This is a genomic window from Thermodesulfobacterium sp. TA1 (assembly GCF_008630935.1).
Lineage (GTDB): Bacteria > Desulfobacterota > Thermodesulfobacteria > Thermodesulfobacteriales > Thermodesulfobacteriaceae > Thermodesulfobacterium.
This window is the reverse complement of record NZ_CP043908.1, coordinates 1,240,258-1,255,892: the sequence shown is the minus strand read 5'-3', so window position 1 is coordinate 1,255,892 and position 15,635 is coordinate 1,240,258. Positions and strand designations below refer to the sequence as shown.

Here is a 15,635-nt window from a genome sequence, read left to right as displayed (position 1 = left end):
TCCTAAAAAATTTTTCAAAAATTTAAAATATAGCATAAAAAAACTACTTAACAACTAAAAAAGGGGTCAAAAATGTTTCGTTATATAACATAGTGTCCCTTTTATTACGTAAAAATTTTACCGGGAAAGGTATGTTAGTTCACAAATTCAATCTCATTAAATCCTCTTAATTAACCTCCTTAAGTTCATCCTCTCATTCATCTCTTTCAAGATCAAGTATAATAATCTTTCAGGAAGTAGGAAGGCACGAAAAGTAAATCTCTGGTATAAAAACCGTTTGCATAGTCTTTTTGTTTAGAAATTCTTTTATAGGTTGGTTTTTGTTTAAGTTTTGTTAAAATAATGGTATCAAATCTTTAGAGGAGAAAAGGATGGGATATTATTTGGTTACAGGTGCAGCAGGGTTTATAGGATGGAGGGTAAGTGAGTTTTTATTAAGGGATGGAGAAAAGGTATTAGGGGTAGATAACTTAAACCAGGCTTATGATGTTAAGTTAAAGGAATGGAGGCTTTCTCAGTTAAAAAGTTTTGAAGGGTTTAGGTTTCACAGGCTTGACCTGGCTAACTTTGAGGCGGTAAGATTACTCTTTGAGACCTATCCGATTAAAGGGGTTATTCATTTAGCCGCAAGGGCAGGGGTAAGGGCAAGTTTAATCGACCCTTGGGTATATGTAGAAAGTAACGTTAAGGCCACTTTAAACCTTCTTGAGGCTATGAAGGAGTTTGGTGTTAATAAGATGGTGTTAGCCTCTACTTCTTCTCTTTATGCTGGGCTTAATCCACCTTTTGATGAAGAATTAAAAGTTAATAAACCTCTTTCTCCTTATGCAGCAACCAAAGGCTCTGCCGAGCTTTTAGCTTATACTTACCATCATCTTTATGGATTAGATATTACCGTTACCAGATATTTTACGGTTTATGGCCCAGCAGGAAGACCTGACATGAGTATTTTTAGGTTTATAAAATGGATTTACGAAGAAAAACCTATAGTCGTTTATGGAGACGGCACTCAAGCAAGAGATTTTACTTATATAGATGATATAGCTAAAGGAACCCTTCTTGCTTTAAAACCCTTAGGCTATGAAATAATCAATTTAGGGGGGGGAAAAAATCCTATTTCTATAAATCAGATTATAGAGTTGCTTGAAGGCTTATTAGGGAAAAAAGCCAAGATAGAATATCGTTCCTTTCATAAGGCAGATATGAAGGTAACCTGGGCAGAGATAGGTAAGGCTAAGAGGCTTTTAGGGTGGGAGCCTGAAATTTCTATAGAAGAAGGGCTGAGAAGGACGGTTGATTGGAGTCTTAAAAACATAGACCTTATAAAGGCGGTAAAACTTGAGGCAGAATAGTCGTGAAGCCCTGATTTTTTATGCCAGAATTTTAGCAGAAAAAGGGTTGGTAGTAGGGTCTGAAGGTAATTTTTCCGTGAAAGCTAAATATGGGTTTTGGATAACCCCCTCTGGAAGGATAAAACAAAACTTAACCCCAAAAGATTTGGTTTTTGTAGGTTGGGACCAAAGTTTTATCAATGGATGCCCATCTTCTGAATGGGGGATGCATTATTTGATCTATCAAAAAAATTTTAAAGCCAACGCGGTTATACATACCCATTCTCTATACACCTTGATTATGAGTGCAAAAGGATTTGATTTTTATGGTTTTAGTCTGAAAGAGGCGGAACTTTTGTTAAAAAAAATGGCTAAAGTCCCCTTTCTATCTCCTGGTTCTAAAGAACTTTGGGAAAGGGTAGGGGAGGCCTCATTGACAAGTAAAGTCCTTCTTTTAGAAGGACACGGAGTGGTTGCTTGGGGAGAAACGATAGAGGAAGCGGTTAGTTTGTGTGAAGTTTTAGAAAAGTTATCTAAGTTTGAATTTTTTAAAAATTTAGGTTAAAAGGGAGGATTTTATGGAAAGGATTAGGTCTAAGCTCTTTTATCAAAGAGCTTTAGAGGTTATCCCTGGAGGGGTAAACAGTCCTGTTAGGGCTTGTAAGGCTGTAAAGTCAGACCCGGTTTTTTTTGAAAGAGGAGAAGGGGCTTATCTGATAGATGTTGATGGCAATAGATATATAGACTATGTAGGGTCTTGGGGACCTCTTATCTTAGGACATTCCCATCCAGAGGTAATCGCAGGGGTTTATTTTGCTTCTAAAAGAGGAACAAGCTTTGGGGCTCCAACTTGGCAGGAAGTAGAGCTTGCTGAGTTGATAAAAAACGTCGTGCCTTCTATTGAAAAAATCCGTTTGGTTAATTCAGGCACTGAGGCTACGATGAGTGCCATAAGGCTTGCCAGAGCCTATACTAATAGGAAAAAAATCATTAAGTTTGAAGGCTGTTATCATGGCCACGTAGACGCCCTGTTAGTAAAGGCTGGTTCTGGGCTTGCTACCTTTGGTATCCCCGCAAGTCCAGGAGTCCCTGAAGAGCTTGCTTCTCATACCCTAAACCTACCATTCAATCACTTTGATAAGGTAGAAGAGGCTTTTGAAAAGTTTGGAGAAGAAATAGCCGCTGTGATCGTTGAGCCTGTACCTGCTAACATGGGAGTTATCCCTCCTAAAGAAGGTTTTCTTAAGTTTTTAAGAGATATAACTAAACAATATGGAGCTTTACTTATTTTTGATGAGGTTATAACTGGTTTTAGGTTAGCCCTTGGAGGGGCTCAAGAGGTTTACAAGATTACCCCTGACCTTACCTGTTTAGGAAAAATTATAGGAGGCGGCCTTCCTGTAGGTGCCTATGGAGGAAGGGCTGAAATCATGAGTATGGTGGCTCCTGAAGGACCGGTTTATCAAGCCGGAACCCTTTCTGGTAATCCTATAGCTGTGGCTGCAGGCCTTGCGACCCTAAAAGAACTTTTAAAACCTGGGACTTATGAAAGACTTAATCTTATGGCAGAACGCTTAGAAAAAGGTATAAAAGAGTCTTTAGAAGACCTTGAACTTAATTATCGTTTACACAGGGTTGGGTCTATGCTTACCCTCTTTTTTACCGAAAAAGAGGTCGTCGATTTTAATACAGCCCTTAATTGTGATACCGAGCTTTTTGCGGTCTTTTGGCAAAAGATGTTAGAAAAAGGCGTTTATCTTCCTCCTTCTCAGTTTGAAGCCTGGTTTGTTTCTTTAGCCCATGGAGAAAAAGAGATAGAACATACCGTAGAGGCAGTATACAAGGTGCTTAAAAAATTAAAAAAGGATTAAAGAATAAGGGTTGCATCCCCATAAGAATAGAAACGGTATTTACGTGAGATGGCTTCCTGATAGGCTTTAAAGATGAGGTCTCTTCCTGCAAAAGCACAAACCAAGAGAAGTAAAGAAGATTTAGGAAGATGGAAATTAGTAATCATGGCAGAAACTACTTGAAAGGTAAACCCTGGACAGATGTAAAGGTCGCATAACCCTTTATAGGAAATTAATCCTTTTTGAGCGATAAACTCTAAGGTTCTAACCGTAGTTGTGCCTACGGCAAAAATTCTTCTTTTTTCTTTTAAGGATTTTTTTATCTCTTCTACTACCTCTTCTTCTACTTCTATATATTCAGGTGCTACTTGGTGCTTTCTTATGTCTTGGACTTTTATTGGGGCAAAGGTGCCATAGCCTACATGCAGGGTGATAAAGTTTATTTTTACCCCTTTTTCTTTAAGCTGGTTTAGAAGGATGGTATCAAAGTGAAACCCTGCGGTAGGTGCTGCAATAGCCCCCTCTTTTTGGGCATAAACAGTTTGGTATCTTAATAAGTCTAAATCTGTAGGGTCTCTTTTAATGTAGGGAGGTAAAGGAGCTTTTCCATATTTATAGATTAGGGTTTCTAAAGGCTTGTCTGCTTTGAGCTCAACCAAAAACCTTCCACCTTCTAAAGGTTCTATTACTTTTATGATAATTTCTTGAGCCGTGATTTGCGTTCCTTTTCTTATTCGTTTCCCTTTGATGAGGGCTAAAGTTTGAAAAGAGAGCCCTTGAGGTTTTTCAAAAAGAAGAACCTCAGCCTCCCCCCCTGTAGGTTTTATACCTTTAAGCCTGGCAGGGAATACCTTTGTGTTATTAAGTATTAAAAGGTCTCCCTTTTTAAAATATTTTTCTATCTCAGCGAAAGTTTGATGGAAAAAAAACTTTTGGTTCTTCCTGTCTATAACTAATAGACGAGAACTTTTTCGGTCTTCTGAAGGAAAATAGGCTATTAACTCCTCAGGAAGAGGATAATCGTAATAATCTAACCTAAACTCCTCAGGAATAAACCCCATATTATTTTTATACCAAAAACTTTAGACTGTAGAGCCTAATTAAAGATAGATCGCAGGAACACTCTCAGGGGCTAACAAGTCTTCTATGGTTTCTCTTCTTCTTGTGATAAAGAATCTATCCCCATCTACCAAAACTTCAGGTACTCTAAGACGAGAGTTATAGTTAGAACTCATCACAAATCCATAAGCTCCAGCACTCATGATAGCAAGCAAATCTCCTCTTCTAAGTTTTGGCATCTTTCTATCTTTAGCAAAAAAGTCGCTGCTTTCACATATTGGACCTACGATGTCTACTACCACCTCTTCTACATCTTTTTTTTCTTCTAACGGCACTATTTTATGATAGGCTTGATAAAAAGCAGGTCTTATTAGGTCGTTCATTCCGGCATCTACGATAACAAACTTTTTCTCTATGTTTTCTTTGTTGTAAAGGACTTTGGTAACCAATATTCCTGCATTACCAACGATTACCCTTCCAGGTTCTAAAATAAGGGTTGCTTTAAGGTCTTTGGCTTCTTTTATGATAGCTTCAGCGTATTCTTCTGGTAAGGGAGGTTCTTCGTTGTTATAGATAATGCCAAGACCTCCTCCTAAATCTAAGTATTTAAGCTCTATTCCTAAGGAGGTAATTTCTTCCCAAATTTTTTTAAGACGATACAGAGCATCTTTAAAAGGAGCGATAGAAGTTATCTGAGACCCTATGTGGGCATCAAGCCCTATCGGATTTAAAAAGGGATGGTCTTTAGCCTTTTTGTAAGCTTCTACTACCATTTCTTCAGGTATACCAAATTTATTTTTTTTAAGCCCTGTTGAGATATAAGGGTGGGTTTGTGGGTCCACATCAGGGTTTACCCTTAAGGCAAAAGGAGCTGGTTTGCCAAGTTTTTTAGCAACCTCTCCTAAGACCTCAAGCTCCTCTAAACTTTCTACATTAAACATAAGTATGCCTGCAGAAAGAGCCATCTCCATTTCTTTTTCGGTCTTTCCTACCCCTGAAAAAACTATCTTCTGAGGAGGAATTCCTGCCTTTAAGGCCCTTTGAAGTTCTCCGCCAGAAACTATATCAGCCCCTGAGCCTAAGCTTCTTAATAGAGAAAGGATAGCTAAGTTAGAATTGGCTTTCACTGAATAACAGATAATATGATCTACCGAAAGAAAAGAATTTTCAAAAACCTTAAAATGTCTTTTTATCGTTTGAGCAGAATAAATATAAACCGGGGTTCCTACTTCTTCTACAATTTTTTTGATAGGCACCTCTTCACAAAATAGCTCCCCATTTTTATACCCAAAATAATGCATGATTCTAACCTCTTTTAAAATTTTTTAAAATTTTTTTAAATATACATAAACCCTGGTTGTTTGTCAATCTTTTTGTGGTTACTATGTGGTTACTATTTTGAAATGTCACATTGGTAAAATATCCTCCAGAAGAAATTATTAAAAAATAAGAAATGAAAAGAGTATGGATAAACTTAGAGATATACACGGCGGTTTTAAGCTTAGCTATGAAAATTTACATCAGAGACTAATAAAAGAAGGGCTTTATTAGCAGAGAAGGAAGCGGAAGGTTTATAGGAGATGTAGAAGGATGCCGAAGGATGGTATGTTTGAAGAGACTGGACTCTTTTCAATATAGATGGATTAAAAACATTCATGAACCTTGGTGTTAGTTGTCATGATAGATGATGCTGAAGGATATGTTTTGAGAAGAAGGAAGGTGAAAAAGAGAGATGGAGAACATCAAAAGATCATCCTTGGAGGAAGACTATAAAACTTTGACGTTTTAAACTGGGAAGAAATTATGACATTGACATTAGTAATGACAGCCAAATTGAGGGTTTTAAAATTTGGTCTTTGCATACTAAAAGGTTTGGTTTCAAAGTAAAGGGTGAGAAGTTTTTAATACCTAAAAGTTTAGATAGGTTGGAAAAAGTAAAATTCGTAATAAAATAGTGCTGAAGTTTACAAAGGGAGGGAAAATAAATGTTAGAGGAAAGTCAGGTTATTAAGGTTAGGTTTGAAAAACTGGAGAAACTTGAGTCTATGGGAATAAAGGCTTATCCTAACGATTTTCGTCCGAAGGATAAGGCAAAATATATAAAAGAAATTTACGAAGGGTTAAGTCCTGAAGAAATAGAAAAAAAGACCCAAGAATTTGTAGTAGCAGGAAGAATAATGGCAAGAAGAGAGATGGGGAAACTTGTTTTTGCCCATCTACAGGATGATACAGATAAAATTCAAATTTTAATCGCTAAAAATGAGCTTCCTCAAGAAGATTTTGAGTTTTTTAAAAAGTTTATAGACATAGGCGATATCATCGGTGTTAGAGGAAGGATTCTCAAAACCAAGACTGGTGAAATTACCATCTTAGTAAAAAATTTCAAGCTTTTAACCAAGGCTCTTAGGCCTTTACCTGAAAAATATCATGGGCTTAAAGATACTGAATTAAGGTACCGTATGAGATATGTAGACCTTATCATGAACCCTAAGGTCAGAGAGATTTTTAGGACAAGAACTCAAGTTATACATTATATAAGAGACTATTTTATTTCTCAGGGGTTTTTAGAGGTAGAAACCCCGATGATGCATCCTATTGCAGGAGGAGCGGCAGCTAAACCTTTTATTACCTACCATAATGCCCTGGACATGAACCTTTATCTCAGGATAGCCCCTGAGCTTTATCTTAAAAGGCTTGTCGTAGGTGGTTTTAACAAGGTTTTTGAGCTTAACAGAAATTTTAGAAATGAAGGGGTGTCAAGTAGACACAATCCTGAATTTACCATGCTTGAGTTTTACGAGGCCTATGCCACCTATGAAGACCTTATGAAAAGGACTGAAGAATTGTTTTATGGACTGGCTTTAGACATAAAGGGTAGTTCTAAAATTGTTTATCAAGGACAAGAAATAGATTTTACTCCTCCATGGCAAAGGATTGAATTTTTGAAATCACTTATAGAGTTAGGAGGAGTCCCTGAAGAAGTACTTTTTGACAGAGAAAAGCTTATCAAGTTTGCTAAAGAAAAAGGTATAGAGTTGAACCTAAAGGACCCACGTATAGGCAAATGGTGGACTAAGCTTTTTGAAGAGTTGGTAGAGCCTAAACTTATTCAGCCTACCTTTGTGGTCAAGTTTCCTGTAGAGGTTTCTCCTTTAGCCAGAAGAAGTGATGAAAATCCTGATTTTGCAGAAAGGTTTGAACTTTACATTGCAGGAAAAGAAGTAGCTAACGCCTTTTCAGAGTTAAACGACCCCAGAGATCAAAGAAAGAGGTTTGAAGAACAGCTAAAATTAAAAGACATAGATGAAGAAATACCGCCAGAGATAGACGAAGATTTTATTCGGGCGCTGGAGTATGGTATGCCACCATGTGCAGGAGAAGGTATTGGGATAGACCGAGTGGTGATGCTTTTTACCGACAGCCCTTCGATAAGAGAGGTTATTCTTTTCCCTCATCTTAGGCGTAAAGAAGACCTTTAGAGAGCTTCGAATGAGGTTTTCTAATAACTGGAGGGTGTGGTTAGCTTTTAAATATGTTTTTTCTCGGAAAAGAGAACGTTTTACAGGTATCATAGCGATTATTTCGATTTTAGGAGTAGCCCTTAGCGTTGGTGCTTTAACCGTAGTAAACGCGGTGATAACCGGGTTTAAAGAAGCGGTAGCTGAAAAGATTTTAAGCCTAAACCCTCATATTACCATCACCTTTTGGAACCCAGACCTGGCCTTAAAAATTAAAACTTTAGTAGAAAAAGAAATACCTAAAAATGAACTGATAAGCCTTCAGGAAACCTCTTCTGTTCAGGGATTGATTATTGCTCGTTCCCATCCCATAGGGGTAGTTCTTAAAGCCTCTAATTTTAGTGGTTTACAAAGAGAAAGAGGTTTTAAAGTTTTCTATGTAGAAAAAAAACTTTTAAACAGTCAGATACCCCAAGGAAGCCTTCCGATAGTGGTGGGTAAAAAACTAAAAGATCGTCTGGGATTGGAAGTGGGTGACGTTTTAAATTTTATGAGTGCTGAGGGTATGTTTACCCCCTTTGGTTTTGTCCCCAAAATAATAAACCTTAAGATAGTAGGGTGGTTTGAAACCGGGGTCTATGACTTTGACTTAAGCTTAGTATTTGCTCCTTCTGAGGTCTTTTTTGCTTACTTAAACCCTGTTAATAGGTCTTTAGAGGTTAAACTAAAAGACCCTTTTAAATCACAAATATATAAAGAAAGATTGGTTGCTTCTTTAGGTTTTGAGGCTCAAATCCTTGATTGGCAGGAATGGAACAGAAATCTTTTTGCTGCCCTTAAGATGGAAAAACTTGGTCTTTTTGTGGTATTAAGCCTTATGATTGCCGTTTCCCTTTTTACGATAATCGCCGCGATGGTTATGCTTGTTTCTGAAAAAAAGATGGATATAGCCATTTTAAGAGCACTTGGCGCTTCTTCGAAGGATGTGATGACCTTGTTTTTTTATAGCGGATTTTTGTTTGCCTTTATAGGTGTGGTTTTGGGATTAGTTTTAGGAAGTAGCCTTTGTATACTGCTTTCTAAATACCCTGTGGTTAAACTACCGAGTGATGTTTACCCGGTAGAATATATGCCTGTTTCTCTAAAATTTTTTGACATAGTAGTCATCGTTTTTGTTTCTATGTTTATAAGTTTGGTAGCCTGCCTTTATCCTGCCAAAAAGGCTTCTGAAATCATGCCTGCAGAGGTCTTACGTCATGGATAACCTTCTGGTTTTAGCCTTAAAATCGGTTTCTAAAAAATATAAGTATATAAACGAGGAGATTGAAATTTTAAAAAAAATAGACTTAGAGGTTTACCAAGGAGACCTTATCGCGGTAGTAGGACCTTCTGGAGTAGGAAAGACAACTTTATTAAACCTTATGGGAACCCTTGATCAACCTACTGGTGGAGAGATATATTTTTTAGGGAAAAAAATAGATTATAGTCAAGAAGATGCCCTTCTCCAGATAAGAAAAAAGATCGGATTTGTTTTTCAACTACACCATCTTTTACCAGAGTTTACGGTTCTTGAAAACGTTATTCTTCCTGGGTTAATCGCTAATTTAAAAAAAGAGGAATGCAAAACCAAAGCAGAAAACCTTTTAAAAAAATTGGGAATTTTTCATAGAAAAGACCATAAACCTTCTACCCTTTCTGGAGGAGAAAGACAAAGGACGGCTATTGCAAGAGCTCTTTTTTTAAACCCTGTAGTGGTGCTGGCAGATGAACCTACCGGTAACCTTGACCCGGTAAGTTCAGAAGAGGTAATAAATGCTTTTCTAACCCTTAATCAAGAGTTTAATACCGCAGTAGTAATGGTGACCCATAACTGGGAGCTTGCTAAAAGGATGAAAAAAATCTTTTTGCTAAAAAACGGTTTTCTGGTAAAATGGGAAAGAGGAACTTTTTAAAAAGGCTTGAGGCTTTGAAAAAGACGCTTTTGCTTTTTATTTTATTATTTGGATGGTGGATAACCCCACTGCTTTGTGCTCAAACTAACTTCCTTATTTATTCAACCAAATCCTTAGGAGAACCTAATAGCAGTCAGGTTTTGGAAGCTTACCTTAAAGACCTAAAAGAGGCTTTACAAGAAGAAGGGTTTCTTTTAGAAAAAAAGTCCCTTTACGAAAAAGAAGCTAAAGCCTTTTTAAAAACAGGTATTTATGAAGGAATAGCTGAGATTAAATGCTTTTTAATAGGAAATAATGTAAGTTTGGAATGGAAGCTTCTTTTGCCAGGTGAGAAAAGACAATATTTTAACGTAGTAGGTGAGGTTGGGAACTTAGAGCACCTTATCTCCCAAACGATTATCTATCTAAAGAGCATTTTTGAGAAAAAAGAATTGATAGAAGAAATAAGATTAATCGGGAATATGAGAATTAAGGAAGACCTGCTTTATCCTAACATTGCTACCAAACCCGGAGATATCTTAGATTATAAAAAATTAAACACAGACCTTAGAAATCTATATAAAATGGGCTATTTTGAAAACATAGAAATTAAGTTAGAAAAAGGGATAAAGGGTGTAATAGTGATTTTTGAGTTTAAAGAAAATCCCTCTCTCAAAGAGATGGTGTTTAAAGGAAATAAACAGATAAAAACAGAAGACCTTTTAAAGATTATTGACTTTAAAGAAGGCCAGGTGCTTACCTCCAAAGATTTAGATAAAGTTATCGAAACCGTTAAGGCTTATTATGAGCAGTTAGGCTACAGCGGAACAGAAGTAAACCTAAATTTAGAAAAGGTTTCTCAAGCCCAAGTAAAACTGATAGTTGAGGTAAAAGAGGGCAAGAAAAAGTATATTAAAAAGATAGATTTTGTTGGAAACAAAGCTATTGCGGAAAAGGAGTTAAAAGGCTTCCTTTCTGTATCCGAAAAATCGGTGTTTTCTCCTATCAAAAAGGCAACTCAGTATTTAAGAACCTTAACTACCCCTGAACCCTTAGCTGAACCAGGGGTCTATAATTTAGCTTTTCTTTATCGAGATTTAGGAAAAATAGAAAGTTTTTATAAAAATCGTGGTTTTATTGACGTAAAGGTGGGAGAGCCTATTATTAAAGAAGAGGAAGACGGGGTAGTGATCAAAATTCCTATAGAGGAAGGAGAACAGTATAAGGTAGGAAAGGTTGAGATAAAACAGGACCTTTTCCCAGAGGATAAAATTTATCAGAAGTTAAAAACCTTGCCTGGCAAGGTTTTTAGTTTAGAAAACCTAAAACAAGATGAAAGCATTCTTACCCATCTTTTTGCAGATTATGGATATGCCTATACTAAGGTAACCACTGATTTTGACAAAGACCCTAAGGCTAAGGTTATTAACATAAGTTTTAAAGTAGATAAAGGTCCAGTGGTTTATGTTAATAGGATCGAGATAGAAGGAAACACTAAAACCAGGGACAAGGTTATTAGAAGACAAGTTGCGATAGCCGAAGGTTGGCCTTACAGCGAAAAGAGGATAGAAGAAAGCGAGGTAAGGATAAGAAGGTTAGGGTTTTTTGAGGACATAAAAATAGAAAAAGAAAAGGCTGCTAAGGAAGAGGAAGTCAATCTTAAAGTAAAAGTAAAAGAGATGCTTACCGGGTCTTTTGGTATTGGTGGTGGTTATAGTTCCTATGATAAGTTTATGCTGATGTTAGATGTAACCGAAAGAAACTTCTTAGGTAAAGGCCAAAGGTTAAACGTATCTGCAAGACTTGGTACTAAATCCAGCCGTTATTCTATCAATTTTTACGACCCTTACTTTAGAGATACCAGATATTCTCTTGGATGGTCTCTTTATAACTATGAGATAGAGTACGACGATTTTACTAAAGATAGTAAAGGGGCATCTCTAAAAATAGGTTATAATCTTACTTCTAAGCTTTCAGCTTACGTCGGATATAGATTAGATTATACCCAATTAGAAGACCTTTCAAGTAATGTAGCTAAAATCATCTTAGAGTCTAAGGATATTAAATTTACCAGTGCTTTTCAGTTTGGTGTGAGCTATGACTCAAGAAACAGGTATTTTATGCCTACTAAAGGGTGGTATCATGGTTTAGACTTTGAGGTAGCAGAAAAATGGTTAGGCGGGGATAGCAACTACATTAAGATAGAAGGAGAACATCAGGTTTATGTTCCTTTTTATAAGTTTACCTTTCATGCAGCCCTTGGTTATGGTTATTTAACCGAAGGAGGAGCAAGGAAAATTCCGGTTTATGAGAGATTTTTCTTAGGTGGAATAAACTCTGTAAGAGGATATAAGTATGGTGACATTTCTCCTCGGGACCCTGATACAGACGACAAAATAGGAGGTACTAGAAAGCTTTATACTCAGTTAGAGTTTATTTTTCCTCTGATCAAACATATAAACCTAAACGGAGTGGTTTTTTATGACATGGGAAACGTGTGGGATAAAAATACGGAATTTCAGTTTTCAGACCTTAGAAAAAGCGTAGGAGTAGGGTTGCGATGGCTTTCTCCCTTTGGACCTTTAAGGTTAGAATGGGGTTATAACATAGATAAAAAGCCTCGCGAAGATTCAAGTAATTTTAACTTTAGCATCGGCGGAAACTTTTAAAATTTTTGACAAAGTCAATTTTTTGACATAAGCTTTTAATCTTTATACTTCAAGTATAGTCAGCCAAACCTTTTTTAAGGGGACTAACTGGTTTACATCTTTTAGATGGATATTCTCTTTGATAAAGGGTCTTATAATTGAAAGGTATAAAAAATACCTTGATCAAAGTAGTATAAACAGAAAAAGTTTTCCTTCTTATTTTTGAGAAAGAAAAAATTTCCCCGAAGTAGGAAAAGTTTTTCTTTTTTCTTTTTTTAACCCAGCATTTTAAGAGATTTTGAGGTTTGCAAGAATAGGCATGATTTTTGTTTATAAAATAAAAAAGAGTTTTAAGGATTTAGATAAGAGGGGGGTATGAAGGGAATTCAGATTAATCCTCAGCTTGGTTTACTTGAGGCGTTAGAAGCGGCTCAACTGCTTGACAGAAGGCTAACGGTTACTACCAACAATTTGGCTAATGTTGATACTCCAGGTTATAAAGAAGACAGGTTGAGTTTTCAAGAGGTTTTGATGAAAAAAATCGGTCCCAAGGGAAGAAGGGCTTTTAAAGAAACTGTTCCTTATTTAAACAAAGAACAGGGGATTTTAGAACATACTCAAAATCCTTTGCATTTTGCCATCGTAGGAGAAGGTTTTTTTAAGGTTCAAACCCCTAATGGAATAGCCTATACTAGAGCAGGAAATTTTACGTTAGATACTCAGAGAAGGTTGGTTACCCCAGAAGGTTATCCGGTTTTGGTAAACGGTGCGCCCCTGGTGGTTGACCCTGGAATGGCAAAAGGTGGGCTTATCACGATGGATGATTACAGACTTCAGGTATCTCCTGACGGAATTTTGTCTATAGATGGAACCGAGTTAGGAAGGTTTGATGTGGTTACCTTTCAAGACCCAACCAAACTTAAAAAGGTAGGAGAAAACCTATACATAGCAGAGGGGACAGAAGAAACTCCGGCTAATAATTTTGAGGTGAGACAAGGCTTTTTAGAAAAATCTAATGTTAATCCTGTAAGGGAGATGGTAGGTTTGATAGAGATACAAAGAACCTTTCAGGCAGTCCAAAAGACTATCCAAGGCTGGGATGAGGCTACGGAAAAACTTTTGGGTTTAAATAGATAGTTTTAAAAGGGGGATAAAGGATGATAAGAGGACTTTGGAGTGCTGCAACAGGGATGCAAGGACAGCAGTTACAGCTTGATGTGATAGCTAACAACCTTGCTAATGTAAATACCGTGGGGTTCAAAAAAAGTAGGGTCGATTTTGAGGATTTATTTTATCAAAATTTAAAGCTTGCCGGTGCTTTGACAGCTGACGGAACCCAGGTTCCTGTAGGAATGCAGATAGGTCTTGGGGTAAGGCCTGTAGCAGTCCCCAAACTTTTTACTCAAGGCGAATATCAGCTAACCAACCAAGAGCTTGATTGGGCTATAGAGGGAAGGGGTTTTTTTAGGGTAATCATGGGGGGAGAGGAATATTATACCAGGGCAGGAAATTTTAAGCTTGACCGCGATGGTTATATCGTCACCCCTGATGGTGCAAGGCTACAACCTGAATTTGCTGTTCCTCAAGGCACGGCAAGGATTGAGATTACCCCTGACGGAGTTATTACTGCTCTTGGACCAAGAGGAGAGACCTTAGCCCAGGCACAACTTACCATTTACGACTTTACCAACCCTGCAGGTCTTTATGCGGTTGGAAGAAATCTTTTTAAACCAACCGATGCTGCTGGAGATGTGATAGAAGGAAATCCTGGACAAAACGGGTTTGGAACAATAGCCCAGGGATATCTTGAGATGTCTAACGTAGATATAGTAGAAGAGATGGTAAAAATGATCATTACGCAGAGGGCTTATGAGTCTAACTCCAAAGGGGTTTTAACCGCAGACCAACTTTTAGAGATAGCCAATAACCTTAAGAGGTAAGGTTAGATGAGAAGGTTTGGTTTGGTTTGGGTTTTAGTAGTTTTTTTCTTTAGTTCTTTAAGGGCAGAAGATTTTTATACACCAGAAGACTATAAAAAAATCTTTTTAAAAGAAATAGAGGCAAGGTTAGGTAAAGTTTATCCTAATTTAAGCTTAGAAAGGTTTAGTGTAGAACCAAGGAATGTCAAAGTAGAAAAAAACATCCCGTATAAAGCTAATTTTTTAGGAAGGGCTGGGCTTGGGTCTAATACTTTAGTTTTGGTGTTTTTTAAAGAGGGAAAAGAAGCCCTAAGGATTAGAGTTTGGGGTTATGTGGAGGCTTATGTCCCTGTTTTGGTTTTAACCAAGCCTTTAGAAAAAGGAGAGGTAATCAGAGAAGAACATGTGGTCTTTGAGAAAAAGCCCCTTTCTAAACTTCCCCAAGATGTGATTTTACAAAAAGAAGAGGTTTTAGGTAAAGAATTGAGGACTAGCCTTAAACCTAATGTGGTCTTAAGAAAGTCCTTTTTAGCCGAAGCCCTTTTAATAAAGAGAGGACAAGTGGTGGTGATTACAGCCAGAGGCAAGGGATTTTTGGTGCAGGCTAAAGGGAAGGCCTTACAAGACGGAAGAAAAGAAGAGATGATTAAGGTAAAAAACCTGAGCAGTAATAAAGAGGTCTTAGGAAAGGTAGTTTCATCAAAAGAGATAGAGGTGGTGCTCTGATGAAAATCTCAAAAATTTGGCTTTTGGGATGTCTATTCTTTTTATGGGGGTGTTGGGAGTTTGATCCTAAGACCCCTCCGACCCCTCCTCCACCGCCTGAGGTAAGCGTTCAAGTAGAAGAAGGAAGATATTTAAGTAAGGGTTCTCTTTATAAAGAAGGAAGAGACTTGTACGCCTATGCTGACAAAAGGGCAAGGTTCGTAGGGGATATTTTAACCGTTAAAATCGTGGAGACCTATCAGAGTTCTAATACAGTAAGTCAAAAAAGCGGAAAAAGTAGTTCTGCTTCAGCAGGTATTTCAAACATTTTAGGGTATGAAAACGAGATAAAAAGCAGGTTTTTGCCTAATGCTGCAGATTTAGGGACTTTGTTTAAAGGGGAAATGAGCTCTTCCACTTCTGGTCAAGGTCAAACTGCAAGGCAAAGTAAGATTGTGGCTACTTTAAGCGCAAGGGTGGTTAAGGTTTTACCTAACGGCAACTTAGTAATTCAAGGGGTAAGGACGATTAAAAGAAATAGAGACCTTGAGTATATAACCCTTACAGGAATAGTAAGACCAGAAGATATAGCCGCAGATAATTCGGTTCTTTCTACCCAGATTTCAGACGCTTACATAGAGTATAGCGGTAAAGGACCCAATAGCGAAGCTGCAAGCGGACCAGGTATTATCACCAGACTTTTACAACTTTTCTGGCTGTTCTAAGGAGGAAGT

The 15,635-nt window shown here is 37.3% G+C and carries 13 protein-coding genes; 11 read left to right on the top strand and 2 right to left on the bottom strand.

Features of this window, described 5'->3' with window-relative positions; genetic code table 11:
* The first annotated feature begins 371 nt into the window (after positions 1-371).
* From F1847_RS06400 to hemL, 3 genes are read left to right on the top strand one after another with little or no spacing between them, the layout of a single operon-like run.
* Entirely contained in the window at positions 372-1,352 is a 981-nt protein-coding gene (locus tag F1847_RS06400) for an NAD-dependent epimerase/dehydratase family protein (protein ID WP_150072248.1), read from the top strand.
* A complete protein-coding gene (locus F1847_RS06395) occupies positions 1,339-1,896 on the top strand; it encodes a class II aldolase/adducin family protein (RefSeq protein ID WP_150072247.1) in 558 nt (185 codons plus the stop codon). The genes F1847_RS06400 and F1847_RS06395 overlap by 14 nt, the downstream gene beginning before the upstream one ends.
* Positions 1,897-1,909: 13 nt before the next feature.
* The gene (hemL, locus tag F1847_RS06390; RefSeq protein WP_150072246.1) at positions 1,910-3,202 is read left to right on the top strand and encodes a glutamate-1-semialdehyde 2,1-aminomutase; all 1,293 of its coding nucleotides are present in this window, start codon (positions 1,910-1,912) and stop codon (positions 3,200-3,202) included.
* On the opposite strand, the gene queA is transcribed toward hemL, so the two are convergent.
* Together queA and lysA are read right to left on the bottom strand one after the other, a co-directional pair.
* Positions 3,199-4,242 (bottom strand): tRNA preQ1(34) S-adenosylmethionine ribosyltransferase-isomerase QueA, encoded by a 1,044-nt coding sequence (gene queA, locus F1847_RS06385; RefSeq protein ID WP_150072245.1) that lies wholly within the window; start codon positions 4,240-4,242, stop codon positions 3,199-3,201. The genes hemL and queA overlap by 4 nt on opposite strands.
* Before the next feature lie 39 nt (positions 4,243-4,281).
* Positions 4,282-5,541 (bottom strand): diaminopimelate decarboxylase, encoded by a 1,260-nt coding sequence (gene lysA, locus F1847_RS06380; RefSeq protein WP_150072244.1) that lies wholly within the window; start codon positions 5,539-5,541, stop codon positions 4,282-4,284.
* A gap of 684 nt (positions 5,542-6,225) precedes the next feature.
* On the opposite strand from lysA, the gene lysS reads away from it, so the two are divergent.
* The 8 genes from lysS (at position 6,226) to F1847_RS06340 (ending at position 15,626) form a co-directional block, all read left to right on the top strand.
* Entirely contained in the window at positions 6,226-7,719 is a 1,494-nt protein-coding gene (gene lysS, locus F1847_RS06375) for a lysine--tRNA ligase (RefSeq protein WP_150072243.1), read from the top strand.
* A gap of 10 nt (positions 7,720-7,729) precedes the next feature.
* Complete coding sequence (locus F1847_RS06370) at positions 7,730-8,962, top strand: FtsX-like permease family protein (protein ID WP_150072242.1); 1,233 nt, start codon at positions 7,730-7,732, stop codon at positions 8,960-8,962.
* Positions 8,955-9,650: an ABC transporter ATP-binding protein gene (locus F1847_RS06365; RefSeq protein ID WP_150072241.1), complete on the top strand. Its 696-nt coding sequence runs from the start codon at positions 8,955-8,957 to the stop codon at positions 9,648-9,650. The genes F1847_RS06370 and F1847_RS06365 overlap by 8 nt, the downstream gene beginning before the upstream one ends.
* 14 nt (positions 9,651-9,664) lie before the next feature.
* A complete protein-coding gene (gene bamA, locus F1847_RS06360) occupies positions 9,665-12,298 on the top strand; it encodes an outer membrane protein assembly factor BamA (protein ID WP_168194285.1) in 2,634 nt (877 codons plus the stop codon).
* A gap of 354 nt (positions 12,299-12,652) precedes the next feature.
* Positions 12,653-13,414: a flagellar basal-body rod protein FlgF gene (gene flgF / locus F1847_RS06355; protein WP_150072239.1), complete on the top strand. Its 762-nt coding sequence runs from the start codon at positions 12,653-12,655 to the stop codon at positions 13,412-13,414.
* 20 nt (positions 13,415-13,434) lie between these two features.
* Positions 13,435-14,217 (top strand): flagellar basal-body rod protein FlgG, encoded by a 783-nt coding sequence (flgG, locus tag F1847_RS06350; protein WP_150072238.1) that lies wholly within the window; start codon positions 13,435-13,437, stop codon positions 14,215-14,217.
* 6 nt (positions 14,218-14,223) lie between these two features.
* On the top strand, positions 14,224-14,922 hold the full coding sequence (gene flgA, locus F1847_RS06345) for a flagellar basal body P-ring formation chaperone FlgA (protein WP_150072237.1): 699 nt from the start codon (positions 14,224-14,226) through the stop codon (positions 14,920-14,922).
* A complete protein-coding gene (locus F1847_RS06340; RefSeq protein ID WP_150072236.1) occupies positions 14,922-15,626 on the top strand; it encodes a flagellar basal body L-ring protein FlgH in 705 nt (234 codons plus the stop codon). The genes flgA and F1847_RS06340 overlap by 1 nt, the downstream gene beginning before the upstream one ends.
* Positions 15,627-15,635 lie beyond the last annotated feature (9 nt).